29 protein-coding genes are annotated in these 26,389 nt (G+C 71.7%); 10 read left to right on the forward strand and 19 right to left on the reverse strand.

What is annotated here, in order from left to right:
• Positions 1 to 163: 163 nt before the first annotated feature.
• Genes RR3_RS14695 through RR3_RS14705 form a run of 3 tightly spaced genes read right to left on the reverse strand, consistent with a single transcriptional unit; the run spans position 164 to position 2,567 of the window.
• On the reverse strand, positions 164 to 1,582 hold the full coding sequence (locus RR3_RS14695) for a DUF2252 domain-containing protein (protein ID WP_026137964.1): 1,419 nt from the start codon (positions 1,580 to 1,582) through the stop codon (positions 164 to 166).
• 13 nt (positions 1,583 to 1,595) lie between these two features.
• Positions 1,596 to 2,135, reverse strand: coding sequence for a potassium channel family protein (locus tag RR3_RS14700; protein WP_064066202.1), 540 nt, complete (start codon positions 2,133 to 2,135; stop codon positions 1,596 to 1,598).
• A gap of 27 nt (positions 2,136 to 2,162) precedes the next feature.
• A complete protein-coding gene (locus RR3_RS14705; RefSeq protein WP_017681552.1) occupies positions 2,163 to 2,567 on the reverse strand; it encodes a DUF7144 family membrane protein in 405 nt (134 codons plus the stop codon).
• A gap of 286 nt (positions 2,568 to 2,853) precedes the next feature.
• On the opposite strand from RR3_RS14705, the gene RR3_RS14710 reads away from it, so the two are divergent.
• Entirely contained in the window at positions 2,854 to 3,297 is a 444-nt protein-coding gene (locus tag RR3_RS14710; RefSeq protein WP_064066203.1) for a DUF6325 family protein, read from the forward strand.
• Between the two features lie 60 nt (positions 3,298 to 3,357).
• Positions 3,358 to 3,642: an SHOCT domain-containing protein gene (locus RR3_RS14715; RefSeq protein WP_017681554.1), complete on the forward strand. Its 285-nt coding sequence runs from the start codon at positions 3,358 to 3,360 to the stop codon at positions 3,640 to 3,642.
• Positions 3,643 to 3,657: 15 nt separating this feature from the next.
• Here RR3_RS14715 and RR3_RS14720 read toward each other — a convergent pair whose 3' ends face one another.
• A complete protein-coding gene (locus RR3_RS14720) occupies positions 3,658 to 4,419 on the reverse strand; it encodes a crotonase/enoyl-CoA hydratase family protein (protein WP_017681555.1) in 762 nt (253 codons plus the stop codon).
• A 517-nt stretch (positions 4,420 to 4,936) separates the two neighbouring features.
• On the opposite strand from RR3_RS14720, the gene RR3_RS14725 reads away from it, so the two are divergent.
• The 4 genes from RR3_RS14725 (at position 4,937) to RR3_RS14740 (ending at position 7,722) form a co-directional block, all read left to right on the forward strand.
• Entirely contained in the window at positions 4,937 to 5,185 is a 249-nt protein-coding gene (locus tag RR3_RS14725) for a WhiB family transcriptional regulator (protein WP_017681556.1), read from the forward strand.
• 110 nt (positions 5,186 to 5,295) lie between these two features.
• The gene (locus RR3_RS14730) at positions 5,296 to 6,153 is read left to right on the forward strand and encodes a crotonase/enoyl-CoA hydratase family protein (protein WP_174557576.1); all 858 of its coding nucleotides are present in this window, start codon (positions 5,296 to 5,298) and stop codon (positions 6,151 to 6,153) included.
• A 69-nt stretch (positions 6,154 to 6,222) separates the two neighbouring features.
• Positions 6,223 to 6,621: a nuclear transport factor 2 family protein gene (locus tag RR3_RS14735; RefSeq protein ID WP_064066205.1), complete on the forward strand. Its 399-nt coding sequence runs from the start codon at positions 6,223 to 6,225 to the stop codon at positions 6,619 to 6,621.
• Positions 6,622 to 6,744: 123 nt separating this feature from the next.
• Positions 6,745 to 7,722: an NAD(P)H-dependent flavin oxidoreductase gene (locus RR3_RS14740; RefSeq protein ID WP_064066206.1), complete on the forward strand. Its 978-nt coding sequence runs from the start codon at positions 6,745 to 6,747 to the stop codon at positions 7,720 to 7,722.
• On the opposite strand, the gene RR3_RS14745 is transcribed toward RR3_RS14740, so the two are convergent.
• The 11 genes from RR3_RS14745 to RR3_RS14790 all read right to left on the reverse strand — a co-directional run bounded on the left by RR3_RS14745 (position 7,615) and on the right by RR3_RS14790 (position 17,275).
• On the reverse strand, positions 7,615 to 8,907 hold the full coding sequence (locus tag RR3_RS14745; protein WP_234420153.1) for an MFS transporter: 1,293 nt from the start codon (positions 8,905 to 8,907) through the stop codon (positions 7,615 to 7,617). The genes RR3_RS14740 and RR3_RS14745 overlap by 108 nt on opposite strands.
• A gap of 5 nt (positions 8,908 to 8,912) precedes the next feature.
• Entirely contained in the window at positions 8,913 to 9,983 is a 1,071-nt protein-coding gene (locus RR3_RS14750; protein ID WP_064066208.1) for a SagB/ThcOx family dehydrogenase, read from the reverse strand.
• Positions 9,980 to 11,038, reverse strand: a complete 1,059-nt coding sequence (locus RR3_RS14755; RefSeq protein ID WP_010595994.1) for an ATP-grasp domain-containing protein — start codon at positions 11,036 to 11,038, stop codon at positions 9,980 to 9,982. Before RR3_RS14755 ends, RR3_RS14750 begins: the two co-directional genes overlap by 4 nt.
• A gap of 77 nt (positions 11,039 to 11,115) precedes the next feature.
• Positions 11,116 to 11,274, reverse strand: a complete 159-nt coding sequence (locus RR3_RS24930; protein ID WP_010595993.1) for a hypothetical protein — start codon at positions 11,272 to 11,274, stop codon at positions 11,116 to 11,118.
• 136 nt (positions 11,275 to 11,410) lie between these two features.
• Positions 11,411 to 11,698 (reverse strand): putative quinol monooxygenase, encoded by a 288-nt coding sequence (locus RR3_RS14760; protein ID WP_010595992.1) that lies wholly within the window; start codon positions 11,696 to 11,698, stop codon positions 11,411 to 11,413.
• Between the two features lie 46 nt (positions 11,699 to 11,744).
• The gene (locus tag RR3_RS14765; protein ID WP_010595991.1) at positions 11,745 to 12,503 is read right to left on the reverse strand and encodes an SDR family NAD(P)-dependent oxidoreductase; all 759 of its coding nucleotides are present in this window, start codon (positions 12,501 to 12,503) and stop codon (positions 11,745 to 11,747) included.
• 28 nt (positions 12,504 to 12,531) lie between these two features.
• Positions 12,532 to 13,689, reverse strand: coding sequence for an acyl-CoA dehydrogenase family protein (locus RR3_RS14770; protein ID WP_064066209.1), 1,158 nt, complete (start codon positions 13,687 to 13,689; stop codon positions 12,532 to 12,534).
• A 61-nt stretch (positions 13,690 to 13,750) separates the two neighbouring features.
• Positions 13,751 to 14,377, reverse strand: a complete 627-nt coding sequence (locus RR3_RS14775; protein WP_040271417.1) for a TetR/AcrR family transcriptional regulator — start codon at positions 14,375 to 14,377, stop codon at positions 13,751 to 13,753.
• Positions 14,378 to 14,414: 37 nt separating this feature from the next.
• Positions 14,415 to 15,176, reverse strand: a complete 762-nt coding sequence (locus tag RR3_RS14780; RefSeq protein ID WP_010595988.1) for a 3-hydroxyacyl-CoA dehydrogenase — start codon at positions 15,174 to 15,176, stop codon at positions 14,415 to 14,417.
• Positions 15,177 to 15,202: 26 nt separating this feature from the next.
• Positions 15,203 to 16,396, reverse strand: a complete 1,194-nt coding sequence (locus RR3_RS14785) for a thiolase family protein (protein WP_064066210.1) — start codon at positions 16,394 to 16,396, stop codon at positions 15,203 to 15,205.
• A gap of 78 nt (positions 16,397 to 16,474) precedes the next feature.
• Positions 16,475 to 17,275, reverse strand: coding sequence for a crotonase/enoyl-CoA hydratase family protein (locus tag RR3_RS14790; protein WP_010595986.1), 801 nt, complete (start codon positions 17,273 to 17,275; stop codon positions 16,475 to 16,477).
• Positions 17,276 to 17,463: 188 nt separating this feature from the next.
• On the opposite strand from RR3_RS14790, the gene RR3_RS14795 reads away from it, so the two are divergent.
• Positions 17,464 to 18,432 (forward strand): NADPH:quinone oxidoreductase family protein, encoded by a 969-nt coding sequence (locus RR3_RS14795; RefSeq protein ID WP_064066211.1) that lies wholly within the window; start codon positions 17,464 to 17,466, stop codon positions 18,430 to 18,432.
• Positions 18,433 to 18,463: 31 nt separating this feature from the next.
• The gene (locus RR3_RS14800; protein WP_064066212.1) at positions 18,464 to 19,246 is read left to right on the forward strand and encodes an enoyl-CoA hydratase; all 783 of its coding nucleotides are present in this window, start codon (positions 18,464 to 18,466) and stop codon (positions 19,244 to 19,246) included.
• A 9-nt stretch (positions 19,247 to 19,255) separates the two neighbouring features.
• On the opposite strand, the gene RR3_RS14805 is transcribed toward RR3_RS14800, so the two are convergent.
• From RR3_RS14805 to RR3_RS14820, 4 genes are all read right to left on the reverse strand, one after another.
• Positions 19,256 to 19,903, reverse strand: coding sequence for a TetR/AcrR family transcriptional regulator (locus RR3_RS14805; RefSeq protein ID WP_017681565.1), 648 nt, complete (start codon positions 19,901 to 19,903; stop codon positions 19,256 to 19,258).
• A gap of 117 nt (positions 19,904 to 20,020) precedes the next feature.
• Positions 20,021 to 20,683 carry a histidine phosphatase family protein gene (locus RR3_RS14810; protein ID WP_026137966.1) on the reverse strand — a complete coding sequence of 221 codons (663 nt, stop codon included), beginning with the start codon at positions 20,681 to 20,683 and terminating at the stop codon, positions 20,021 to 20,023.
• Positions 20,680 to 21,594 carry a prephenate dehydratase gene (gene pheA, locus RR3_RS14815; protein WP_064066213.1) on the reverse strand — a complete coding sequence of 305 codons (915 nt, stop codon included), beginning with the start codon at positions 21,592 to 21,594 and terminating at the stop codon, positions 20,680 to 20,682. Before pheA ends, RR3_RS14810 begins: the two co-directional genes overlap by 4 nt.
• Positions 21,595 to 21,679: 85 nt before the next feature.
• On the reverse strand, positions 21,680 to 22,354 hold the full coding sequence (locus tag RR3_RS14820; RefSeq protein ID WP_010595980.1) for a hypothetical protein: 675 nt from the start codon (positions 22,352 to 22,354) through the stop codon (positions 21,680 to 21,682).
• Between the two features lie 106 nt (positions 22,355 to 22,460).
• Between RR3_RS14820 and RR3_RS14825 the strand changes: the two genes are divergently transcribed.
• Both RR3_RS14825 and RR3_RS14830 read left to right on the forward strand, forming a co-directional pair.
• Positions 22,461 to 23,267, forward strand: a complete 807-nt coding sequence (locus RR3_RS14825) for a DUF2470 domain-containing protein (RefSeq protein ID WP_010595979.1) — start codon at positions 22,461 to 22,463, stop codon at positions 23,265 to 23,267.
• Between the two features lie 65 nt (positions 23,268 to 23,332).
• A complete protein-coding gene (locus RR3_RS14830; RefSeq protein WP_010595978.1) occupies positions 23,333 to 26,383 on the forward strand; it encodes a Kelch repeat-containing protein in 3,051 nt (1,016 codons plus the stop codon).
• The last annotated feature ends 6 nt before the right edge of the window (positions 26,384 to 26,389 follow it).

The raw sequence follows: 26,389 nt of genomic DNA on the forward strand, positions 1-26,389 counted from the left end.
CAGCCAGACGAATGCGTCGCGCCGCGGTGATCGGACCCGCACCCGTGGCTCGTACGGCCACCACCGTCGCGACGGCGGCGGTGGTCGCGCACGGTGTCCGCCGGCGTTCCGACCGACGGGAAGATCGGCGGGAGGACCGTCGAGACCGACGCTGAGCCTCGGATCAGACCCCCCGCCGCGCGGTGATCCGCCCCGCGGAGATCGCGGCGACGAGCGCGGCATGGTCCCGGGTGTTCTGCTCGGCGTAGGCGATCGCGAACGACGTTATGGCGTCGTCGAATTCGGTGCCGGATCCCAGGTACGCGGCGATCGTGATGCGGTCGCCGGATCGGGCGTGCCCGTACGCCAGGACCCGCCCGCACAGCCGCCCGTACAGCGTCATTCCGGTCGGAGTCATCGCCTCGACCACCGCCGAGCCCTTGCCGTCCCGCAACTGACGCAGGTAGAAGTCACGCCGGACGCCGTCCGGCCCGGGGCCCTGCTGCCAGCCGAGGAAGATGTCGCTGGCCGCCTGCATCAGCCGCTGGCCGTTGACCACCCGTTCGCCCTCGTTGGCGAACGTCGGTCCGTCCACGTAGTACGAGAGCACGGACCGTTGTGCCTCCTTGGCCTGCAGGAAGAGTGGGTCGTCGTCACCCGTGCCGCGCAGCAGGAAGATCCAGGCGCGCGTCCCGACGCTGCCGACACCGACGACCTTGCGCGCCGCCTGCACGAACTCGAACTGCTCGAGCAGCACCCGGCGGTCCCACTGGAGCGTCGACCGATAGTCGCGCAGGCGCTGATGCAGTTCCTGGTACAGCAGTTCGGCGTCCGCGTCGGCGAAGACCTCCTCGACGGGGACGATGAGCGGCGGGGTACTGATGATCCGACGCCGGCCGTCGACCACCTCGGTCAGCTTGGCCAGCGCTTGGACGCTGTCCCGGTGCCGGGACTTCTCGAGCGTCTTGCGCAGGCGCTTCTTCATGGACGAGTCGAGTTCGTCGCGCAGCTCCGCGAGTTCCGTTCCGGCTTCGATGTGCGAATACCAGACCGCCAGATTTCCCCGCTCCGCCTGCCGGGCGATCGTCTCGCGGTATTCGGCGGCACAGGCACGGGCGATCCGTGTCTGCTGCTTGCCCGTGAAACCGTTGTCCTGCGCGGCGATCACGAGGCTGGCGACGAGTCGCTTGACGTCCCACTCGAACGGGCCGGGGTAGGTCTCGTCGAAGTCGTTGATGTCGAAGGTCAGCTTGCGTTCCGGAGTGGCGAAGATTCCGAAATTGCTCAGGTGCGCGTCCCCGCACAGCTGCGTGAGGACGGTCGTGGTCGGCCCGCGGGACAGATCGTCGGCCATCACCAGGGCCGCACCGCGATAGAAGGAGAACGGAGTTTCTGCCATGCGGCCGTAGCGCACCGGAACCAGGTCCGGCACCCGGGACGTCGCCTGCTGCTCCAACAGGTCGAGCGGATCGGGACGACCGCTCGTATCGAACTCGGCGAGCGCGGAGAGCGGGATCCGGGCGCGTGCCGCCCGACCGCGTTCCGCCCGCGCCTCCCTGGTGGGATGTTCGACCACTCCGCCTCTTCTCGAGGTCTCGGTCATCCGGGTCTTCCTCTCACGTCTTCGTCTGCTGTTGACGCCACTTCACGGCAGCGGTCAGAAATCGGATGCCGAGGGCGATGAGGACGAGGTTGCCGACCATCTGCGCCGTGACGAGGGCCCGCGCGGCCTGGCTGACTGCGACGATGTCCCCGAAACCCACCGTGGCGAAGACGGTCACGCAGAAGTACAGGGCGTCGATCCGCGAGAGCGGCTCGTCGAACGATTCCGGAGAGTTGTACGACACGACGTGATACACGGTCGAGTACCCGACCACATAGACGGCGACCGTCAGCAGCAGCGCTTCGATCGCCTGCACGCCAGGGTACGGGGACCGCAGTACCTGCCGGACCTGCCAGGCACACACGGCGCCCACCACCAGCAGTCCACCGGTCAGCAACACCACGGCGGAGACGTCGTCGAACTCCTCGAGCGGCAGCACGAAGTACGCGATCAACAACACCACCGTGGTGAGCCCCGGCCGCAGCACCGCCAGCCACAGCAGCCGGCGACCCCCTACCTCCGGCAGGCCGAACGAGGCGTCATCGTCGGGCATCGGCGACGTCCCGGCCCGCCGGCGCCGTCAGTAGTAGTCCCGGCGCGGGTTCCATGTGGACACCGCCCAGATGACGACCACGTTGAGCGCGATGATGAGCAGCGACCACCACGGGTAGTACGGCAACCACATGAAGTTGGCGAGGATCGACAGCGCGGCAAGGACGATGGCCGCAACCCTCGCCCAGGTCGCACCGGTGAACAACGCGAACCCCACGAGGGTGACCACCGCACCGAGCACGATGTGGATCCATCCCCAGGTGGTGAAGTCGAACTTGTACGTGTACTCGATTCCGACGACGAACAACTCGTCCTCCGCCACGGCGGCGATCCCCTGGAAGATCTGGAGGATACCGATCGTGACGAGGATGATCGCGGCGCCCATGGACGTACCGGCCGCCACACCCTGCTTGACACTCGTGTCCTGGGACATGCCAATCGCCTACCCTTCGATCCGGCCCGACCTACGGTATTGTGCGCGCACCACCGGCCGTCTCGCATCGAGTTGGTGATCTTTGCCGGGCCCCGACCGTCGACGGCGACCGACATCCCCGCAATTCGAGAGGGCTTTGGTCACCACCTCGACCGAAGCGAAGCCATTGCGGGGCCGAGCGGAGAAGAATGGGGCTGTCGAGGTCGGTCGAGCGTACTTGCCACCGCGGCGACGGGGTGGCACGGCCCGACACTCCGTTCCGGGCACAGCGAAAAGAGGTAATCCCATGAACGATGCCGACGTCTTGGGTCCCGTCGACTATCTCGTCGTCGAGTTCCCGGCAGACCGTCCGCCAGACGGCTCGGCGCTGCCGCTGCTGTACGACCTCGTCGCGCGCGGGATCATCCGGGTGCTGGACCTGGCCTTCGTCCGCAAGGACACCGACGGTTCCGTGAGCGGGATCGACATCTCCGACGTCGGACTCGAGGGCGACATCGACGTGACCCTCTTCGCCGAGGCGGCTACCGGCCTGCTCGACGACGGCGACCTCGGCGAGGCCGGCGCGGCCCTCGAACCGGGATGTTCGGCGGCGATTCTCGTCTACGAGAACACCTGGGCCGCACCCTTCGCGGCCGCCCTGCGCCGCAACGGGGCCCAGCTCGTCGCCTCCGGCCGCATCCCGGTCCAGAGCATGCTCGCATCGCTCGAGGCACTCGACGACCGGACCTGAACCACCGCAGCAGGGTCCGAATCCGAAGATCCCGAATACTCACCCGAGGAGAACACCGTCATGCCCGGACTGATTCGCGGGGTCGCCCGCACCGCCGTGGTGGCCGGAACCGCCACCGCCGTCTCCAACCGCGTCTCCCGGCGTCAGGGCCGGCGCTGGGCGGCGGAGGAACAACCCCAGTACGAGTACGCACCACCGCCGCCCGCCCCGGAGCCGGCCGCTCCCCCCGCGGACAGCGGCATGGACCGGATCACCGCCCTGAAGGAACTCGCCGAACTGAAGACACAGGGTGTGCTGACCGAGGCCGAATTCGAGGCCGAGAAGGCTCGGATCCTCGCGTCGTAGCGGTTCCCGGAGTTCTCACTCCGCGCGCCACACCGGCGCGCGCTTCTCGGCGAACGCGCGGGCGCCTTCCTGCGCGTCCGCGGAGGCGAACACCGGCTCGACGAGCGCGCGCTGCGACGCGAACGCCTGCGCGTCGGTGTACTGCACCGCCGAGGACATGATCTGCTTGGACGCACGGACGGCGAGCGGCCCGTTGCCGCTGATGCGGGCCGCGAGCGCCCGCGCCCCGTCCAGGGCCGCGCCCGGCTCGGTGAGGGTGTTGACCAGACCGTGCGCGTGCGCCACCTCGGCGGTGAGGGGGTCCCCGGTCAGCACGATCTCCATCGCGAGCTGGTAGGGCAGCACCTTGGGCAGGCGCAGCAGACCGCCGCCTGCGGCGACGAGTCCGCGCTTGACCTCGGGCAATCCGAACTTGGCACCCCGGGCGGCGACGACGAGGTCCGCCGAGAGGGCGAGCTCGCACCCGCCGGCGAGGGCCCAGCCCTCGACCGCGGCGATCAGCGGCTTCGTCGGCGGACGCTCGGTGAGGCCGGCGAATCCCCGGCCGGGCAGCGACGGTCGCTCGCCGCGGGTGAACGCCTTGAGATCCATGCCGGCGCAGAAGGTGCCGCCGGCGCCGGTGACGATCCCGACGACCAGGTCCGGTCGCGCCTCGAACTCGTCGACGGCGGCGGCGAGCGCCTCGGCGACCTCGAGGTCGACGGCATTGCGTGCCTCGGGGCGGTTGATGGTCATGACGGCGATGCCGTCGCCGAACTCGGTCAGTACAGCGCTCACGTGGCGTCTCCTCGTCGCGGGCCCTCGGGGTTCCGGCCGCGCACGTAGGCACCGCCGGAGCGTCTCGTCGAGTCGATCACCGGACCGGCACCCAGGACAAAGTCCGAACGGGAGATCGACCCATAGCCGAAACCTATGTAGCGGAACCCGGGGCATGAGGTACCCGTCACTGTTCCCGCACCGAAGGGAAGATCCCGGCGGCGAGGGATGTTGGACTCGAGCGATCGACGACGGCTACGACACGGAAGGAGACACGCGATGCGCACAGTGCCACCGGCTGCGCCGGTGAGGCAGCCGATGCGACATCTCGTCGCGTGTGCCCTTCCCCCAGCGGGGTCGCCGACGACGCGACCCGGCATCTGCTGACCGCCGGGCGGGCACCCGGCGGCCGCCCCCGCGTCCGTCCATTCCTCTACAGCTCTGCGCCACAAGACGTTTCGATCTGCCGCGACGTCACCCGGGGCACTGCGCCGCCCAGCCCGAACCTGCATTCCATCCTCGGAAGGAGGACCTGCCCGTGACCACGATGCTCACCGACCTGCTCGCCCCGTCGGACACCACGCCGGACTGGGACCTGGCCGCGTGCCGCGGCGACGCGACGCCGGACGCCTGGTTCCCGGACCCGTCGGAGTCGTTCGACTACGCCCGCCGGGTGTGCGCCCGCTGCCCGCTCGTCGCCGCATGCGCCGCCTACGCCGGCGAGACCCGGCAGTCCGGCATCTGGGGCGGCAAGGAGTTCCGCCGCGGCCGCGTGACCCGCGGATAGCCCCTGCACGTCGCGCCTGCGCCCCCGTCACCGACTCGCGACGGGGGCGCCGCGCTGTGCACGACCGGGACACCTACCGATCGCTCAGTAAACATGTCATGCTGACCGGCGTGGAACACATCGACCTGTCCGTCGCCGACGGCATCGCCACCATCACCCTCGACCGTCCCGACCAGCTCAACGCCTTCACCACCACGATGGAGCACGAGCTGATCGAGGCCTACGACCGCTGCGACGCCGACGATTCCGTGCGCGCCGTCGTCATCACCGGCGCCGGACGCGCCTTCTGCGCGGGCGCAGATCTCTCTGCGGGCGCCGACACGTTCGCGCAGCGACTCGACGAACCGCGCGCCGACGACGTCCGGCGCGACGGTGGCGGCCGCGTCGTGCTGCGCATGTTCGAGTGCCGCAAGCCGATCATCGCGGCGATCAACGGCCCGGCCGTCGGCGTCGGCATCACCATGACGCTTGCGGCGGACTTCCGCCTCGCCGCCGACGACGCCCGTATCGGCTTCGTCTTCAACCGCCGCGGCCTCGTCCCCGAGTCGTGTTCCACCTGGTTCCTGCCCCGCCTGGTTCCGCTGCAGACCGCCCTGGACTGGGCGTACTCGGGACGGATCTTCGACGCGACCGAGGCCCACGCGGCCGGGCTCGTCTACGCGCTCCATCCCGCGGCCGATCTGCTCGATCAGGCCCGCGCGTTGGCCCGCAGCCTCACCGAGCACTCGGCGCCGGTCTCGGTGGCGCTGTCCCGGCAGATGATGTGGCGCACGCTCGGCGCGGAGCATCCGATGATCGCGCACCGCATCGAGACCCGCGGCATCAACATCCGCGGCACGGGCCCCGACGCCCGGGAAGGCATCTCGTCCTTCCTCGAGAAGCGTCCCGCGGCGTTCCCGGACCGGGTGTCGAGGGATCTGCCGGATCTGTTCGGTGACGACCTGCCGACGCCACCGTTCCGTCCCTGAACGGTCACCATTGACTGTTTAGATGGGTGGCCCCTACGCTCGGGGGCGACGAACCGAGAGGGGATCCTCATGTCGACCCACGTCCGACCCGCCGTCGTCGAACGCTGGCACCACATCGTCGAGCACAGCGACGAGGCAGTCCTGGACGATCTGATCGCCGACGACGCCGTCTTCTACTCCCCCGCGGTGTTCACGCCGCAGGAGGGGAGAGACCTGACCCTCGCCTACCTGCGGGCCGCGCTCGCCGTGTTCACCGGGCGGGACTTCCGGTACGTCGGCGAGTGGTACTCCGACGGATCGGCGGTGCTCGAGTTCACCGCCGATCTCGACGGCATCCACGTCGACGGCATCGACATGATGCACTGGAACGACGCCGGGCAGATCACCTCGTTCAAGGTGATGATCCGGCCGGTCAAGGGCCTGCAGGCCCTCATGCCGCTCATGGCCGCCCAGCTCGGGCACTCGTAAGGCCGCACCGCCGGCAAGACCGCACCGCCCCCGAGAACGCACCGCCCCTGAGAACGAACCGCCCCTGAGAACGCACCGCCCCTGAGAACGAACCGTAAGACCGCACAGCACAAGGAGTTCCGCATGGCCCTGCCCTCGATCCTGCAAGACCGGCTGCGCCTGCCCGTCGTGGCGTCGCCGATGTTCATCGTCTCCGGCCCGGACCTGGTGATCGCCCAGTGCACCTCCGGCGTCGTCGGCTCGTTCCCCTCGCTCAACGCGCGCCCCCAGGCGATGCTGCGCGAGTGGCTCACCCGCATCACCGAGGCCCTCGCCAAGCACGACGCCAACCACCCCGAAGCGCCGTCCGCGCCGTATGCGGTCAATCTCATCGTGCACCGCTCCAACGACCGCCTCGAAGAAGACCTCGCCACCATCGTCGAATTCGAGGTCCCGGTCGTCATCACCTCCCTCGGCGCCCGCACCGACGTCAACGACGCCATCCACTCCTACGGCGGCATCGTCCTGCACGACGTCATCAACAACACCTTCGCGCGCAAGGCGATCGACAAGGGCGCCGACGGGCTCATCGCCGTCGCCGCCGGTGCCGGTGGGCATGCCGGCGCCCAGTCCCCGTTCGCGCTGGTCCAGGAGATCCGCGAGTGGTTCGACGGCCCGCTGCTGCTGTCGGGCTCGATCGCGCACGGCCGCTCGATCCTCGCCGCGCAGGCCGCCGGCGCCGATCTCGCCTACGTCGGGTCGGCGTTCATCGCCACCGAGGAGGCCAACGCCGACGACCGCTACAAGGACATGATCGTCGACTCGACCGCCGCGGACATCGTCTACTCGAACCTGTTCACCGGCGTGCACGGCAACTACCTGCGCGGCAGCATCGAAGCCGCGGGTCTCGACCCGAACAACCTCGCCGTGTCGGATCCGTCGGCCATGGACTTCGGCACCGGTGAGAGCGCGGGATCGGCACCGGCGGCCAAGGCGTGGCGCGACATCTGGGGTTCAGGACAGGGCATCGGCGCGGTCGACGCCGTCGTACCCGCTGCCGAGCTCGTCGACCGGCTCGCCACCGAGTACCGCGCGGCGCGCGAGCGGCTCGCCGGCCTGTAGGCGCACCGTCCGGCTGACGGCGGCCGCCACGGCCACCCCGCCGAGGAGGGCGGCGAGCATCCACGCGGTGCTCGCCGCGCCGACGGCCGTCGTCAGCACGCCCACCGTCAGCGGCGCGAACATCGCCGGCAGCGACGTGACCAGGCCGGTGGCCGCGCCGACCCGGCCCCGCACCGCGTCGGGTACCAGTTCGGCACAGCGAGCGGTCACCACCACCGACCACGACGGGGTCACCGCCAGCAGGGCCGCGTAACCGGCGGCGGCGACGAACGGCGACCCCGTGGCCGCCGCGAGGACCGCCAGAACCCCGAGGGCCGCCGAGAGCACGAGCAGACGGTGCGCCGGGATCCGGCGCCGGAGCCGCGGCACCGCCAGGGCTCCGAGCATGCCCCCGCCGTACGCGCCGGCGAGCACGATCCCCACCGTCGAGGACGGCGCACCGCTGCCGGCCAGGAGCACGACCACCACCAGCCCACAGCCGTTGACCACGAACTCGGCGACGGCCGTCAGCGCCGCGGTGGTACGGACGAACCGGTGGGATGCGAACCACCGCAACCCTTCCCGGATCGACGCCCACGGCCGCTCCGCGACCGGGCCGGGGCCGCGAGGCGCCTGCAGCGGGGTGCGGACCCGGGCCGCGGCGGCCCCCGCCACCACGAACGACACGGCATGTCCCGCGAAGGGCAGCGCGGCGCCGAGGCCGTAGAGGGTGGCCGCGAGCGGCGGTCCGGCCACGCCCGTCGCATACCCCCGTGCCTCGAAAAGCCCGTACGCCGTACCGATCTGCTCGCGTTCGACCACCTGCGGCACCGCCGCGTCCTCGGCGAGCCCGCGCACCGCCCACCCCGCCCCGAGCACCGACACGGCCGCGAGGACGGGCACCGGATGGAACAGGCCGCGCCACGCGCAGTACGCCAGCACCGCTGCGGCGACGGCCGAGCAGGCATCGACGGTGATCATGACGCGACGGCGATCGAAGCGGTCGACGATCCACCCGGCGGGCACCGTGGCGGCCGTGAAGGCACCCATCGTCACGGTGGAGACCAGGCCGACCGTCGCGGCAGAACCACTGACCGCGAGCACCCACAGCATGATCGCGACGCCGTAGCCGCGGCTCCCGAGCTGCGCGACCGCCTGCCCGACGCACAGCCGCGCGAAGTCGGGATTGCGGAGGGCACCGGACACGGACGTCACCCGAGGCCGGCGGGGTGACCGAGCGCCGTGACCGCCAGGACCGGTTCGGCGCTGGGGTCGCAGCCGAGCAGGTCTTCGAGCTCGCGGTCGCGCATCGCCGTCGCCGTCACCGCACCGAGGCCCAGCGCGGTGGCGGTGAGCAGGACGGTCTGACTGACGTGGCCGAGTTCGACGAGGATGTCGCGGTAGGCCCGGGAGTGTTCGTACCGCCACCGGGTCCGGGCCGGTACCGCCGTGTAGATGAGCAGCGCCGGGCAGTCCGACAACCACGGCTGCTCGCCGAGCGCCGCGTCCAGCACGGGCCGGGGCACGCTCGGCCCGATCCGTTCCAGCCCACCGCGCATCGGCGCGTAGTGGAAGAACCCCGGCTCGAGTCCGTCGACGCGGTTCGCGTACAGATACAGCTCGAGGGGGGTGCGGGCACCGGCGGACGGGCTGGTCTTCAGCAGCACCTGCCCGACCTGCGGATGGTCGATCACCGTGACGGGCCCCGCCGCGACGCGGGCGACGGTGCCCACGGCGTCGAGAGACACGGGATCGGCCGTGAACTGCCGGACCGAACGGCGCTCGAACAGCGCCTCGACGAGGCCCGGACGCTGCCATCCCGACGAGTCCGGCCGGTCGCCGGGCACGGGGATCATCGGATGCTGCGGATAGGACTTGGCGGCCGCGGGCGCCGGCTGTTCGCTCGCCTTGGCAGCCGACCGCAGTTCGTCGTCGAGCACGTCGGCGAACCGGACGTCCGAGCCGGTGCGGGCCGCGAAGTGCAGGTAGCGAGCCGACGGACCCCACGTGCCCCATTCGACGAGCATCTGCTGCTGCTCGGCGTGCTCGGCCGAACCCTCGGCGACGAGCACCTGCGCCTCGAGCAGCCGGTGGGCGATTCCGAGGGGCAACTCCCCCAGTTCCGCGATGCTGTCGAGTTCGCGCCACGACGCGAACCAGCGCAGGACCCGCTCGCTGTCGGGGGTGAGGGCGAACTGCCGGTGGTGCAGGTAGTCGTCCCACACCAACGTGCCGTTGCGCCAGAACAGCACCGCGTACTCGGCGACGGCGACACGGGTCATCGGTTCTCTCCTCGGTGTGCGGGGACGGCGGCGGCGATCAGAGCGCGCACCGCGTTCGTGGTGTCGGAGTCACCGGCGCCGTGTTCGGCCCAGCGCCAGTCGAATTCGGGATTGACCTCGAGGAACACCGGGCCGGTGGGCGTGTCGAGCAGGTCGACGGCGGCGAGGTCGAGCCGGAACCGGTCTAGGAGCCCCCGCACCGCTTCGTCGATGCCGGACGGAATGGCACAGCGCCGCACGGTGATCGACTCCGGCCGGGTCCACAACGACTCCGGGGTGGGCCGCGTGACGGCGTACCCGATCAGGGTTCCGCCGACGGCGTGGATGCGCAGCTCCCGGTCGGCCGCCACGTACTCCTGCACGAGCACGGGTGCACCCGTGTCCTGTCGACCGTCGAGTGCCGTGCGGGGGACGCGCTGTGGGTAGATGCCGCGCAGACGGCCGGGCCGTGGTTCGACGCAGTGCCGGCCGAGGCTCTTGACCAGCAGGTCGCCGTCGCCCGGGAGGGCCCGGGCCGCGACGTCGAGCCGTGTCGTCACGAGGGTCGCGGGGACGCGCAGCCCGGCCGCGCGCGCGGCAGCGAGCTGGGTGAGCCGATCGGGGGTTCCGGGCCGCGCGGCGGGGTTGAGCGTGCGCACCCCTTCGTGCGCTGCCAGGGCGGTGACGAACGCCTGCCACTGGTCCCGCACGTGCAGTGTCACGTCGGGTGCGGTGTGCCCGCTGTGCAGGGCGTCCACGTCGAAGTACCGCGACCAGCACACCCGGGGCCGGAACGTCCGGCCGTCACGGACGAGCAGGCCGTCGAGCGGGTCCCACTGCACGTCGGTGCCGGCGCAGCGGTCGCTGTCCAGACGCACCAGCGCGGTGCCGCGCGCGGCGAGCCACAGTGACAGAGCGTCGACCTCGCGGTCGGCGGCCCGGGTGAGGACGAGGACGCACGGCGCGGGATCCGGCGCCGTGGGATGTCCGACGCGGGCCTGGAAGTCCAGGGATTCGGCCGAGGCCGTCGTGACGTGGGGGTGCGGGCGCAGCAGCAGCGGCAGCGCAGCGGTCATGGGGGTTCCTCCGGTGGCGGTCGAGGGGACGGGACGGCCGGAGCACTGTGGTACTCCGGCCGTTGCACGTCCGTCGATCAGCCGCCGTGACACCCCTTGCAGCCGGGCCGGGTCATGGCTTCGACGTAGTCGCTCGCATACGCGGCGAAGGTGGCGTCCTCGATCGCCGCGACGCTGCGCAGCGCCGCTTCGTCATCGAGGGTGAGCAGGGTCCGGGCCATCTCTTCGACGTTCATGGCGTCCGCCTTTCCTGGGGGGGTTCCGCCGTCCCCGGGACCGGGTGGGCGGGCGTCGATCCGACATACCGATCGTCGACCACGGCGTCACCCGTGCCCAGGCACCCCAGGGCGGAATCTGCCCACCCCCTGCCGGTCAGACCTCGTCGAAGTAGGTCAGCTTCGGCGCGCCGGCGAGCAGCGGGCCGAGTTCGGTGATGGCGCCGGGCCCGGCCCGGAACTCGCGGTAGGCGGCGTCGTGCTGTTCGGACTCCCACTTCTCCACGACGACCCAGTGCGCCTCGTTCGACCGGTCGGCGAGCACCTCGATGCCGAGGCACCCGTCGAACGCGCGGGTCTCCTTCAGAACCCGGTCCATCAGTGCGCGGCCCTCCCCGAGCGTCTCGGGCTTGAACTCGAGCTCCAGGAATGCGGTCAGTGCCATAGCTCCTCCTCGTGGACGATTCTTGCTGGACAACATTTCCGGCGGCTCAGAAGATCGAGTATCCGCCGTCGATCAGGGTGGACGATCCGGTCTGGAACGCGGAAGCGTCACTCGCAAGGTACACGGCGATGCCGGCGAAGTCCTCGGGAGTTCCCCACCGGCCCAACGGTACCCGCGAGATCACGTGGGACTCGAACGTCTCCGAGTCCTGCAGCGGCCCGGTCATGTCGGTGGCGATCCAGCCGGGCAGCACGCTGTTGACGCGGATGCGGTGCCGGGCGAGTTCCACCGCGCAGCCGTTGGCCAGCGCCAGGACCCCGGCCTTGGTGGCGGCGTACGCCTGATTGCGTCCGGCGCCCTGGATCGCACCCAGGCTCGACGTGACGATCATCGATCCGCCGGTGCCCTGGCCGACGAGCACCCCGGCCGTCTCCCGCAGGGTGAAGTACGCGCCGTCGAGGTTGGCCGCCATCACCTTCCGGTAGTCCTCGGTGCTCGAGTCGACGAACCGCGCGAGCGGCACCCCGATTCCGGCGTTGACCACGACGACGTCCAGCCCGCCGAGTTCCTCGACCGTCGCGGCGACACCGTCGCGGACGGCCGCTTCGTCGGACACGTCCACCGATCGGGTGAGCACGCGGACCCCGGTCGCCTCGAGGTCGGCCGCCGCCTTCGCGAGCCGGTCGGTGCCGCGGCCCCACAGCGCGACGTCGGCGCCCGCCGCGGCGAGTCCCCGCGCCATGCCCAGGCCGATGCCGGCCGAGCCGCCGGTGACCAGTGCCCGCTTCCCGGACAGATCGAACATCGTGTCGCTCCTTCGAAGGTGGCGTGGATCAGGCGTATTCGGCGGCGATGTCCCGGCCGATGATCTCCTTCATGATCTCGGTGGTGCCACCGTAGATGGTCTGGATGCGGGTGTCGACGAAGGCGCGCCCGATGGGGTACTCCATCATGTACCCGTAGCCGCCGTGCAACTGCACGCACCGGTCCACGACGCGCTTCTGCAGCTCGGTGGCCCACCACTTGGCCTTCGCGGCGTCGACGGCGGTCAGCTCCCCGGCGTTCAGCGCGAGCACGCACCGGTCGACGTGGGAACCGGTCACCTCGATCTCGGTGAGCATCCCGGCGAGGGCGAAGCGGGTGTTCTGCAGGTCGCCGATCGGCTTGCCGAATGCCGTGCGTTCGAACACGTAGTCCTTGGTCCACCCGTACGCCGCCCGGGCGGCGGCGACGGCACCGACGGCGATGGAGATGCGTTCGAGGGGAAGGTGTTCCATGAGGTGCACGAACCCCTGCCCCTCGGTCCCGAGCAGGTTGTCCGCCGGCACCCGTACGGCGTCGAAGGACAGCTCGGCGGTGTCCTGGCCGGCCAGGCCCACCTTGTGCAGTTTGCGGCCGCGGGTAAAGCCCGGCATGTCGCGTTCGACGACGAGCAGGGAGAAGCCGCGGGCGCCGGCCTTCGGGTCGGTGCGGGCGACGACGATCACCAGGTCGGAATGGATTCCGTTGGTGATGAACGTCTTCTGCCCGGTCAGGATCCAGTCGTCGCCGTCGCGCACCGCGGTGGTCTTGATCCCCTGCAGGTCGGACCCGGTGCCGGGCTCGGTCATGGCGATGGCCCCGATGAGTTCGCCGGCGGCCATGCCGGGCAGCCAGCGGCGCTTCTGCTCCTCGGTGCCGAGGTCGGCGATGTAGGGGACGGCGATGTCGTCCTGCAGGCTCATGCCGGAGCCGAACGAGGTGGTGCCGGTGCGGGCGATCTCCTCGGCGACGACGCAGCGGAACCGGTAGTCGGTCACGCCGGACCCGCCGTACTCCTCGGGGACGCCGAGGCCGACGACGCCCGCCTTGCCCGCGGCGATCCAGGCGGAGCGGTCGATCAGCCGCTCGTCCTCCCAGCGTTCGTAGTTCGGTTCGACCTCGCGGGCGAGGAACTCGCGTACCGTCTCCCGGTACGCGTCGTGGTCGGCGTCGAAGAAGTAGCGCTTCATGAATGTCCCTGTCTCGGTGTGCACGGTCTCGGTGTGCAGGGCGGGCGGTGCGGCACGGCAGTCACGCTCCGGACGGGCACCCCACGATGCGCAGCGCGATGACGGTGTAGCGCGCGGCGACCTGGTCGGGGGTCAGGGGCCCGCCGATCCGGTACCAGCGGGCGATGGACTGGCACATGCCGAGCAGGGCCCGCACCGCCTCGGCGATGTCGTCGACGACGAACACGCCGCGTTCGACGCCCTCGCCGACGAGATCGAGGGCGATCAACTCGACACGCTTGCGGGTTGCGGCGTAGTGGCGGCGATTCTGCGGCGACACGTGGCGCAACTCGGAGTCGAGGGCGGACTGCCGGGATCGGTAGGTCGAGTTCAGCACGATCGCCTCGACGAAGTGGGTGAAGCGCCGCACGGGGTCGTCGCCGCCCGCGGCGACGGCCGCGAGGGCGCGCTCGGTGAGATCACGTACGGCGGTGTGGAGGAGCGCGACGAGGACGGCTTCCTTGTTCTCGTGGTGGTAGTACAGCGCGGGTACCGTCACCCCGACCCGGCGGGCCAGATCCCGGACGCTGGTGCCGTGGAAACCGTTCTCGCCGAAGGCGTCCAGGGCATGCTCGAGGATGGGGTCGAGCTGCAGCGCCTCGAACTCCCGCCAGTTCGCCAACCGGCGGGGTTCGGGCTGGGCAGTCATCGACCCCGTCCTCTCACATGTTGCTCGTGTGCGACGATCAGCGCGGGGCCATGCGGATGGCACCGTCGAGGCGGATGACCTCGCCGTTGAGCATGGGGTTGGAGACGATGTGCGCGGCCAGGGCGCCGTACTCGGACGGGTCGCCGAGGCGGGCCGGATGCGGGACCTGCTGACCGAGGGACTTCTGTGCCTCCTCCGGCAGCGACCCGAGCAGCGGGGTCTTGAACAGGCCCGGCGCGATGGTGACGACGCGGATGAGCAGCGACGCGAGGTCGCGGGCGATCGGCAGGGTCATGCCGACGACACCGCCCTTGGACGCGGAGTAGGCGGCCTGCCCGATCTGACCGTCGAACGCGGCGACGGAGGCGGTGTTGATGATGACGCCGCGCTCGCCGTCGACGGGCTCGGTCTTCGCGATGCGCTCGGCGGCCAAGCGGATGACGTTGAACGTGCCGAAGAGGTTGACGTCGACGACCTTCTTGAACGCGTCGAGCGGGAAAGCGCCCTTCTTGCTCACGGTCTTGACGGCGTTGCCGATGCCGGCGCAGTTGACCGCGACCCGCAGCGGGCCGAGCGATTCGGCCAGGTCGAGGGCCTCGGTGACGGCGGCCTCGTCGGTGACGTCGGCGGCGGCGAAGCGGACGCGGTCGCCGAGTTCCTTGGCGATGGTCTCGCCGTTGGAGGACGGCAGGTCGATGATGACGACCTGGGCGCCGTCGGCGAGCAGGGCCTCGACGGTCGCGAGGCCGAGGCCGGAGGCGCCCCCGGTGACGACGGCGACGCTGTCGTTGACGATCATGTTCTTCCCTTCGGTTCTGTTGTGTCTCAGAGGCGTTCGATGACGGTGGCGTTGGCCATGCCGGCACCCTCGCACATGGTCTGCAGGCCGTAGCGGCCGCCGGTGGCCTCGAGATGGTTCACCAGTGTGGTCAGCAGGCGGGTGCCGGACGAGCCGAGGGCGTGGCCGAGGGCGATGGCGCCGCCGCGCGGGTTGAGCTTGGCCGGGTCGGCGCCGAACTCGTGTGCCCACATCAGCGGCACCGGGGCGAACGCCTCGTTGACCTCGTAGGCGTCGATGTCGTCGATGCTGAGCCCGGACTTGGCGAGGATCTTGCGGGTGGCCGGGATCGGCGCGGTGAGCATGAACAGCGGGTCGTCTCCGGCGACGGCGAACGAGTGGAACCGGGCCCGCGGGGTCAGGCCGAGCTTGGCCGCGGCCTCCTCGCTCATGATCAGCGCCGCGGAGGCACCGTCGGTCAGCGGCGACGAGTTGCCCGGGGTGACGAGCCACTGCGCCTCGGGGAAGCGCTGGGCGTACGCCTCGGTGTAGAACGACGGCTTCAGTCCGGCCAGGCCTTCGACGGTGGTCGCGGCGCGCACCGTCTCGTCGACGGTGTGCCGGACCTGCTCACCGGCGGCGTTGGTGACCGTGATCGGGACGATCTCCTTGTCGAAGAAGCCGGCGGCGATCGCCTCGGCGGCCCGCTGGTGCGACTGCGCCGAGAAGGTGTCGAGCGCCTCGCGGTCGAACTTCCACTTCGCGGCGATCAGTTCGGCGGAGATGCCCTGGTTGACCAGGCCCTCCGGGTAGCGGGCGGCGATGCCCGGGCCGGAGGCGTCCTGGCCCATCGACGAGGTGCCCATCGGCACGCGGCTCATCGACTCGACACCGCACGCGATGACGATGTCGTAGGCGCCGGCGATGACGCCCTGCGCGGCGAAGTGCGCGGCCTGCTGGCTCGAGCCGCACTGGCGGTCGATGGTGGTGGCCGGCACCGATTCGGGGAACCCGGCCGACAGCAGCGCGGTGCGGGAGATGTTCAGGGACTGTTCGCCGGCCTGGTTGACGCAGCCGCCGATGACGTCGTCGACCAGCGCGGGGTCGAGGTCGTTGCGGGCGGTGATCTCTCGCAGGACGTGGGCGAGCAGTTCGACGGGATGGGTGCCGGACAGCGCGCCGCCGGGCTTGCCCTTGCCGACCGCGGTGCGGACCACGTCGACGATGACAGCGTTGGTCATGAGGAGTTCCTTTCGAGGGGTTGGAGCGGCCCGGGTGTCCCGGAGGGATCGACGAGACCCCGGGCCGAGATCAGAGGGTCAGCGACCCGTCCAGACCGGCTGCCGCTTCTGCGCGAACGCGGTCGGGCCTTCCTTGGCGTCCTCGCTGGTGAAGACCGTCCGCAGCGCGGCGTCGTTGGCCTCCCACACCCCCGGCTCCCAGTCGTCGCCGTGCGCGGTGCGGTGGATCATCGCCTTCGATTCGCGCACCGACAGCGGCGCGTTCGCGGCGATCGTCTCGGCGAGGCCCAGCGCCACCTCGAGCGCGGTTCCCGCGGGGGCGACCCGGTTGACCAGGCCCAGTTCCCTGCCCTGGGCGGCGGAGATCGGCTCGCCGGTCAGCGCGATCTCGAGGGCGATCTTGCGCGGGATCTGCTGCTGCAGGCGGATGACCCCGCCCGCGGCGGCGAACAGGCCCCGCTTGACCTCGGGCAGGCCGAGTTCGGCGTCCTCGTCGACGACCGCGAGGTCGGACGCGAGCACCAGCTCGGTGCCGCCGCCGAGGGCGAACCCGTTGACCGCGGCGATGGTCGGCTTGCTGATCCAGTGCTGGGCGTACCCGGCGAAGCCCCATTCGGGATGTCCCTCGGCGGCGAGACTCTCGCCGGTGGCGAGCGCCTTGAGGTCGGCGCCCGCGCAGAACGCGCGGCCGGCGCCGGTGAGGACCACCACGCGCACCTCCTCGTCGGCCTCGGCCTGCTCGAGCAGCGTGCCGACCGCCGTCGAGAGCGCCGCGTTCACGGCGTTGAGCGCCCGCGGGCGGTTGAGCGTGATGACGGCGACGTTGCCGCGGCGCTCGTACAGCGCGGCAGCTTCGGTGACGGTGGACTCCTCGGCCATGGGGCTCCTGTCGGAAACGGTCAGGTCTACTTATCGATCGCTAAATCACTATCACGGACCGATCGATCGGTCAATGGTCTCGTCTAGCTAGCGCCCGATCAGGACGTTCTGGTATGGATGAGCGGTACGCGATCACCGGGCCGCGGAGCACCGAAACCCGCTCGGCCACAAGGACGGCAGGAGAGCCCATGCAGGCCGTGCAGTTGATCGACAGAACCGGACCCGAGGGCGTGCGGCTCGTGGACGTGCCCGAACCCGACCCGCACGGCAGCGTCCTCGTCGATCTCCACGCCGCCGGAGTCTCGTTCCCGGACCTGTTGCAGACCACCGCCGGCTACCAGGTCGTGCGCCCCCTGCCATGCGTGCTCGGCGTCGAAGGGGCCGGCGTCGTGCGCTCCGCACCGGCGGACAGCGGCCTGACACCGGGACGACGGGTCGCCGTGCTCGCCGCCGCCGGCGCGTGGCAGCAGACCGTCGCGGTGTCCCCGGAATCGTTGTTCCCGCTTCCCGATTCGGTGTCCCTGACCGCCGGCGCCGGGTTCCTCATGAACTACCTCACCGTCCACTTCGCGCTCGACGAACGCGCCCGGTACCGCGCCGGCGACACGGTGCTCGTGCACGGCGCCGCGGGCGGTGTCGGCGTCGCCGCCCTGCACGTCGCGGCCGCCCTCGGCCTCGAGACCGTCGCGGTGGTGAGCACCGCGGAGAAGGCGGCGGTCGCGAAGGCCAACCGCGCCACCCACACCGTCCTCGCGGACGGCTTCAAGGACCGGGTCCTCGAGCTCACCGGCGGCCGCGGGGTCGACATCGTCCTCGACCCCGTCGGCGGAGACCGGTTCACCGACAGCCTGCGTAGCCTGGCACCGAACGGACGCCTGGTGGTCCTCGGCTTCACGGGCGGCGAGATCCCCACCGTCAAGGTCAACCGCCTGCTGCTCAACAACATCTCGGTCCTCGGCGCCGGATGGGGCGAGTACGTGCGCACCTTCCCCGGCTACACCGCCCGCCAATGGGCGCAGCTCGAACCGCTGCTGCGCTCCGGGGCCCTGCAGGTCCCCGAGCCCACCGTCCACCCCATGACGCATGCCGCCGAGGCGCTGCGGTCGCTCGCCGACCGGACCGCGACCGGCAAGGTCGCCCTGAACCTGCGCCCCTGATCGTCCCGAGCACCCGACCCCCGGAGGACCCATGACCATCGACCCGATCGGTCTCGACGTGACCGTCGACGACGGCATCCTGCGTATCACCCTCGACCGGCCCGCCCGGATGAACGCCGTCACCGCCGCCACCCTCGAGGCCGTCGCCGACGCCTTCGAGAAGCACGCCGGCGACGACGCCGTGCGCGTCGCGGTCCTCACCGGTGCCGGCCGCGCGTTCTGCACCGGTGCCGACCTCGCCGGCAAGGACCTGTCCGCGCCGCCGTCGGCCGAGACCATCGACGCTGCCAACCGCACCGTCGCCGCGATCCGCGCTTTCCCGCGGCCGGTCGTCGGCGCCGTCAACGGTCCCGCTGCCGGTGTCGGTGTGTCCCTCGCACTGGGCTGCGATCTCACCGTCGCGGCGGAGTCGGCCTACCTGTTGCTCGCCTTCACCCGCATCGGCCTCATGCCCGACGGCGGCGCGACGGCACTCGTCGCCGCGTCGATCGGTCGGGCCCGAGCGCTGAAGATGGCGCTGCTCGCCGAACGGCTGCCCGCGAGCGAGGCCCTCGCGGCCGGCCTGATCGCCGAGGTGTACCCCGACGACGGTTTCGCCGCCGCCGTCGACGCGCTCGCCGCCCGGCTCGCCGCCGGCCCCGTCGAGGCCTTCCGCTCCACCAAGGACGCGATCAACGACGCGACCCTCGGCGAGCTCGACAACGCGTTCGGCCGCGAACGAGCCGGCCAGCTCGAGCTGCTGGCGTCCGCGGACTTCCACGAGGGCGTGAGCGCCTTCCAGGAGAAGCGGACGGCGGTGTTCGGGCGGAACTGAGCCGGCCCGTCAGGCCGTCGAGGCGGGGGTGGCGCCGACCGTCTTGAGGGCGATCGCGACGTACTTGCGCGCCACCTCTTCCGGAGTCAGGGAGCCCTCGCGGTGATACCACCGCGGGATGGACTGGCACATGCCCAGCAGCGCGCGGGTGGTCTCGGCCGGGTCCTCGACGTCGAACACCCCGCGCCGGGTCCCGTCCTCGACGATCTCGAGGACGAGCTTCTCGATCTCCTTGCGCACCGCGCGGTAACGCTGCCGGTTCTCGGGACTGAGGTAGCGCACCTCGCCCTCGAGCGCGGCGAGTCGGGGACGGTTCGTCATGCGCAGCACGATCGCCTCGACGGCATTGGCGAGCCGCTGCACAGGGTCGTCGCCGCCGTCGGCGTCCGCGGCGTAGGCGCGCGCCATCACGTCACTCGTCGAGAGCTCGAGCAGCGCGATGAGCAGGCCTTCCTTGTTCTCGTGGTGGTAGTACAGGGCGGGCACGGTGACGCCCACCCGGCGGGCGATCTCCCGCACGGAGGTGCCGTGGAACCCGGTCTCGTAGAACGCATCGAGCGCCGCGGAGAGGATGGGAGTCAGCTCCATCGGCTCGAGACGTCGCCAGTCCGGCCCAGCGACACCGTCCGCGACGGTGCCGTCGGTGGAAGTTCCCATGTGCCGTACCCAACCTATCGATCGCTACGTTCGGACGGCTCGAGGATACCCGTGCGCCGGCAGCACCCGGGACGCCTCCGCGTCCGGGCGCTTCCAGGGCGGACGGTGGGGGCGAACTCAGCCCATCGGATCGTCGGCGCCGGCGCGCCCGGTGTCGTGGAACGGCCCCTGGAAGGTGCCCCAGCGGACGCACTCCCAGCCGCCACCCGGCAGCGGGACCAGCTCGACGCTCTCGGTGTTGGCGAGGTGGTTGCTGGTCGCGAAGCTGCCCGGCACCCGGCCGAGGTGGGCGGCGACGAGGCGGATCGCGGCACCGTGGCTGACCACCACGACGTCCCCCGAACCGCTGTCGAGATAGTCGGCCCGCACCGACTCGACCACCGGCAGGTAGCGGTCCAGGACGTCCATGCCCGATTCACCGCCCGGCACCCGGTCGCGCAGGTCGCCGGTGTGCCAGGACTCGTACACCTTCATGAACAGCGTGTGGGATTCCTCGTCGCTGCGGTCCTCGAGCTCCCCGACCTGCACCTCGTGCAGGCCTTCGCGGACGACGGTGGTCACCCGCGCGGCGAGTTCGACGTGCTCGGCGGTCTGCCGGGCGCGCAGGGCCTGCGAGGCGAACAATGCCGTCGGCGGCTGCTGCGCGAACCCCCGCCCGAGGGTGCGGGCCTGCGCGACGCCGAGCTCGGTCAGTTCGGCGCCCGGCAGTTTGGTGTCGAGGCGACGCGCGACGTTCGCCACCGTCTGTCCGTGCCGCACCAGGATCAATCGGCCGCTCAACGCTCTTCCTCCCCGCGCCGCAGCCGTTGCAGCCACCGCGCATCCTCTTCGTCCGACACCGGGGCCACACCGTGCTGGGACACCGCCGCCCAGGAGCCGAGGAACCGCACCTGCGCGAAGCGGTGCAGCGCCTTGAGCGCCTCGGCGACGAGCGCGTCGTCGATGTGGCCGACACAGTCCAAGTGAAAGAAGTAGGTCCCGTATTCCTGACGGGTGGGACGGGACTCGATCCGGGTGAGGTCGATGCCGCGGGTGGCGAACTCGGTCATGGCCCGCACGAGGGAGCCCGGCTCGTTGGGCAGCTGCAGGATCACCGAGGTGCGGTCGACGCCGGTGCGGGCCGGGGTGGCGGCGGGCCGGGTGGCCAGCACGAAGCGGGTGCGGGCGCCGGAGTGATCGGCGACGCCGTCGGCGAGGACCTGCAGGCCGAGTCGCTGCCCGGCCAGCGCGGTGGACACGCCCGCGTCGGCCTTGCCGGCCGCGACGTCCTCGGCGGCCCCGGCGTTGGACGAGGCGGTCACCACCTCGGCCTGCGGCATGTGGTCGGCGATCCACTGGCGCACCTGTGCGGCGGCCACCGGATAGGCGTGCACGGTGCGGGCCTCGCCGAGCGTGACGCCGGGCCGGGCCACGACGGTGAAGGCCACGTCCAGCTCGGTCTCGGCCACGATCTGCAGGCGCGGGCCCACCGCGAGGGCATCCATCGTGGGGGGCACGGAACCCTCTACCGAGCTCTCGATCGGCACCACGGCAGCGTCGACCGCGCCGTCGCGCACGAGTTGCAGCGCCGCGGGCGGGCTGGCGGCCGACACCCGCTCGACCGGACCGTCGAAGGTTCCGGCATCCTCGAACCGGGCGAGGGCCATCTCCGTGAAGGTTCCGGTGGGACCGAAGTAGGCGATGCGTGGCACGCCTAGAAGGGTACGCACCGAATTCGTCCGGACCCTGTCGTCACGGCAAACGTCGTCCCGGCAAACGTCGTCAGGGCAAACGGAATCATCGCGGCGGCAGGCCGAGGCCGGCGAGGTCCCGCGCGACGGCCGGCGGGTCGTCGACCTCGACGGCGAGCAGGATCTCGCGCACCGCGGCCGCGGCCTCGGGGATCAGCCGGGTCAGCCGGGCGGGGTCGGGTGCGGCGAGCGCGGCGCGCACATCGTCGCCGCGCAGGGCGGCGACGGTGGCGGCGAGCAGGGCGAGCACCTCGCCGGCGTCGCGGGCGCGCGCGGCGAAGCCGGTGCCGGCGTGGGCGAGGACGGACAGGAAGTCGGCGACCTCCCCCGCCTCGCGCCCGGGGGGCAGGCCGGGGCTGTGCCCGGCACCGACGAGCGCGCGGGCCGTCTCGGGCAGGTCACCGGCGTCGACGTAGACGGTCAGGGGGGCGGGGACGGCGATTGCGAGCGCCACGTCGAGCTCTTCCGCGGGGCAGTCGAGCTGGTAGCGGACCGGGACCGGGTGCAGGCCGGACAGGCGTTCGGGTGCGACGTCGAGTTCACCGACGATCCGCAGCGTGGCGGCGCTCCCGGCGGGGGCCTCGGTCAGCGCGGACACCGGCACGACGGGGTCGCCGATCGCGGTGTGGGCGGGGGCGGCGAGTGCGTCGGCGAGGGTCGGGTGCCGGCGGGTGAGCAGGGCGGTGAGCAGGCCGCGGGGCTCCTCGCGGGACGGCGGCATTCCGAGCGTGAGCGGGATGGGCACCTCCTCAGGTTAGTCGCCGGGCTGTTGCGACCCCGATCACCATGACTTAGGTTTGCCTCACCTACTAATCGAGGAGGATCCGATGCCGGCCACCACCGCCCTTCCCGCACCCTCGACCGCCGAGACCGTCCGCACCGCCATCGTCCGCACCGGCTCCGCCGTACTCGCCACCGGCTCCGCCGTGCTCGCCACCGGCTCCGCCGTACTCGCTACCGACGGAGCCGCGCCCGTGACCACGGTGCTGCACCACCTGCACAGCGACGGCGACCTGCTGGTCGTCGTCCCGGACGACTGTGCCGCCGTCGCGCTGGCCTGGCAGCGGGGCGCCACGGGTCTGCACGCCGTGCTGGAGCTGACCGACCATTCGCCGCTGCGCCTGCGCAACCCCGTCCGCTCGCTCATCTGGCTCCGCGGCACCGCACACACCGTCGCCGAGCCCCGGCGGCTCGCCGCCGACATCGCCGCGACCCTCCCGCACCCCGCGCTGCTCGACGTCGGGCACCGCGCCGAACTGCTGCGTCTGCGGCTCACATCCGTCGTCGCCGCCGACACCACCGGCGCCGAGGCCGTCGAGGTCGCCGACGTCCTCGCCGCCGCCCCGGACCCGTTCGCCGCCGTCGAGTCCGCCTGGCTCGAGCACCTCGAGCAGGACCACGGCGACCTCGTCCACCGCATCGCCCGGCACATTCCCGCCGCCGAGCGGCGTGGCCGCATCCGGCCCCTCGGCCTGGACCGCTACGGCCTGCGCCTGCGGCTCGAGTCCGGCCGCGGCGACCACGACGTGCGGATTCCGTTCCCCGAACCCGCCGACGACGCCGAGTCCCTCGGCCGCGCCCTGCGCCGCCTCGTCGGCTGCCCCTTCGCCAACGGGCTGCGCGCCAGGCACTGATCTTCCCGCCCGCTTCGGCGGTATCCTCGAGTCAGCAGTGCGTCGCATGTCGAAAGCCGCGAATCATGGCCGATTTCGATCCGGAAGCCACCCGTCCCGCCGGGCAGGGGATCGCGGCCGAACTCGCCGCGGCGGGATTCGACGATGCCCTCGTCGTCGGCCGAGGCGGCTTCGGTGTGGTCTATCGGTGCCGGCAACGCTCCCTCGGACGCACCGTCGCGATCAAGGTGCTCTCCTCCGACCTCGACGCCGAGAACCGCGAACGGTTCCTGCGCGAGGGCTTCGCGATGGGCGGACTGTCCGGCCACCCGAACATCGTCAACATCCTCCAGGTGGGCGTCACCTCCACCGGCAGGCCCTACATCGTGATGCCGTACCACCCCAACGACTCGCTCGCGGTGCGGGTCCGCCGCGACGGTCCGATGCCGTGGTGGGACGTCGTGCGCGTCGGGGTCAAGCTCGCCGGCGCCCTCGAGACCGCCCACCGCGCCGGCACCCTGCACCGCGACGTCAAGCCCGCCAACATCCTCGTCACCGAGTACGGCGAGCCACAGCTCACCGACTTCGGTATCGCCCGCATCGCCGGCGGTTTCGAAACCGCCACCGGCGCCTTCACCGGATCGCTCGCGTTCACCGCCCCCGAGGTGCTCGAGGGCAAACCCCCCACCCCCGCCTCGGACATCTACGGCCTCGGCGCCGCCATGTTCGCCCTCATCACCGGCCGCGCCGCGTTCGAGCGACGCACGGGCGAGGAGATCATCGCCCAGTTCCTGCGCATCACCAGCCAGCCCATCCCGGATCTGCGCCCCCACGGCATCCCCGACGACGTGTGCACCGCCATCGAGCACGCCATGTCGGTGGATCCGGCCCGCCGGCCCGCCACGGCCGCCGACTTCGGCCGCGAGTTGCAGCAGGTCCAGGCCCGGCACGGCCGCCACGTCGACGACATGGCACTGCCGGGCGAGTCGCGGTTCCACGACCAGCCGACGGGCCGGCACCCCCTCGTCGGACCTGTCACAGCCGGGCCCGGCAGCACCGGACCCGGCGGTACCGGGCCCGGCACAGCCGCGCCTGCCACGGTCACCGCGGTCTCCCCGGGGTCCGCCCCACCCCGACCGAACGGTCGACCACCGTCGTCCGGCCCCCCACCACGGTCCGGACCCCCGTCGTCCGGACCCCCGTCGTCCGGTCCGCCGCGTCCGGGCGAGTCACCCGCGCGACGAACCGCGCGGCTGCCGGTGCTGCTCGCCGTGCTCGCCGTCGCGCTGCTCGCCGTCGCGGCCACGGCCGTCTTCGTGGCGACCCGGCAGGCCGGCGACGCCGGGACCGCCGCGGCGGGCGAGACCACCGAGGTCGCCCCGACCGCCGGGTGGCGACCGCTGCGGGACGCGCCCACCGCCCGCCAGCAGACCGCCGCCACCGTCGCCGACGGCACCGTGTGGGTGTTCGGCGGCCTGGACGACTCCGGCTCCTCCCCCGCTCACGAGGGCTACGACCCGGCCATCGACACCTGGAAGTCCGGACCGGACCTGCCGATCCCGCTCAACCACGCGATGGCCGTCACGTGGGACGGCGTGCCCGTCGTCCTCGGCGGCTGGATCCCGGACGGACCCGACCTCACCGCCACCGCGTCGAACCGGGTCTTCGCCGTCCGCAACGGCGAATGGGTGGAGATGCCGCCGATGCCCCGCGCCCGTGCCGCCGGGGCCGCCGTCACCATCGGGGACCGGATCTACGTGTTCGGCGGCCAGGCCGACGACACCCTGATCCGTCCCACCGACGTGTTCGACGGCACCGCCTGGAGCACAGTCGCCGACATCCCCACGCCACGCGAGCACCTCGCGGCCGCGACCGACGGCACCTACGCCTACGCGCTCGGCGGCCGGGACCTGGCCGCCGACAAGAACGTCGCCACCGTCGAACGCTTCGACCCCACCACCGGATCGTGGACCGCCCTGCCCGACATGCCCACCCCGCGCGGCGGGCTCGGCGCCACCTACATCGACGGCCGCATCGTCGCCGCCGGCGGCGAGGAACCCACCCGCGTCCTCGCCGACGTCGAAGCGTTCGACCTGACCACCGGCACCTGGTCCGAGCTACCGGACCTGCGGACGCCGCGGCACGGGCTGGCCCTCGGCGCGGTCGGCGACACCGTCTACGCCATCGACGGCGCCACCGAACCCACCCACGCCGAGTCGACCTCCGTCACCGAGGCGCTGCAGATCCCGCCGCGCCGCGTCCAGCCCGGCCCGGCGTGGCGGCAGCTGCGCGACGCCCCGACCGCCCGCCAGCAGACCGCGGCCGCCGTCGCCGACGGCACCGTGTGGGTTCTCGGCGGTCTCGACAACAACGGGTCCACGGCCCGGGTCGAGGGCTACGACCCGGCGATCGACACGTGGAAGGTGGGACCCGATCTCCCTCTTCCGCTCAACCACGCGATGGCCGTCGAGTATGCGGACGAACTGGTGGTGCTCGGTGGATGGGTGCCGGAGGGCGCCGATCTCACCGCGCGGCCGTCCGATCGGGTGTTCGCGCTGCGCGGCGGCGAGTGGGCCGAACTGCCCGCCATGCCGCAGGCCCGTGCCGCCGGGGCCGCCGTCACCATCGGGGACCGGATCTACGTGTTCGGCGGCCAGGCCGACGACACCCTCCTCACCACCACCGACGTGTACGACGGCAGCAGCTGGAGCACCGTCGCCGACCTGCCCACCCCACGCGAGCACCTCGCGGCCACCACCGACGGCACCTACGCCTACGCGGTGGGCGGCCGGGACCTGGCCGCCGACAAGAACGTCGCCACCGTCGAACGGTACGACCCCGGCACCGACACCTGGACCGCGCTACCCGACATGCCCACCCCGCGCGGCGGGCTCGGCGTCACCCATCTCGACGGCCGCATCGTCGCCGCCGGGGGCGAGGAACCCACCCGCGTCCTCGCCGACGTCGAAGCGTTCGACCTGATCACCGGCACCTGGTCCGAGCTGCCACCGATGGGCGTCGCCCGGCACGGTCTCGTCGTCGCGACCGTCGGTACCACCGTCTACGCCGTCGACGGTGCGCAGCGGCCCACCCACGCCCAGTCCACCGCGCTCGCGGAGGCACTCGACTTCTGGTGACAGGCC

It is taken from the genome of Rhodococcus ruber NBRC 15591 (genome assembly GCF_001894945.1).
Taxonomy (GTDB): domain Bacteria; phylum Actinomycetota; class Actinomycetes; order Mycobacteriales; family Mycobacteriaceae; genus Rhodococcus; species Rhodococcus ruber.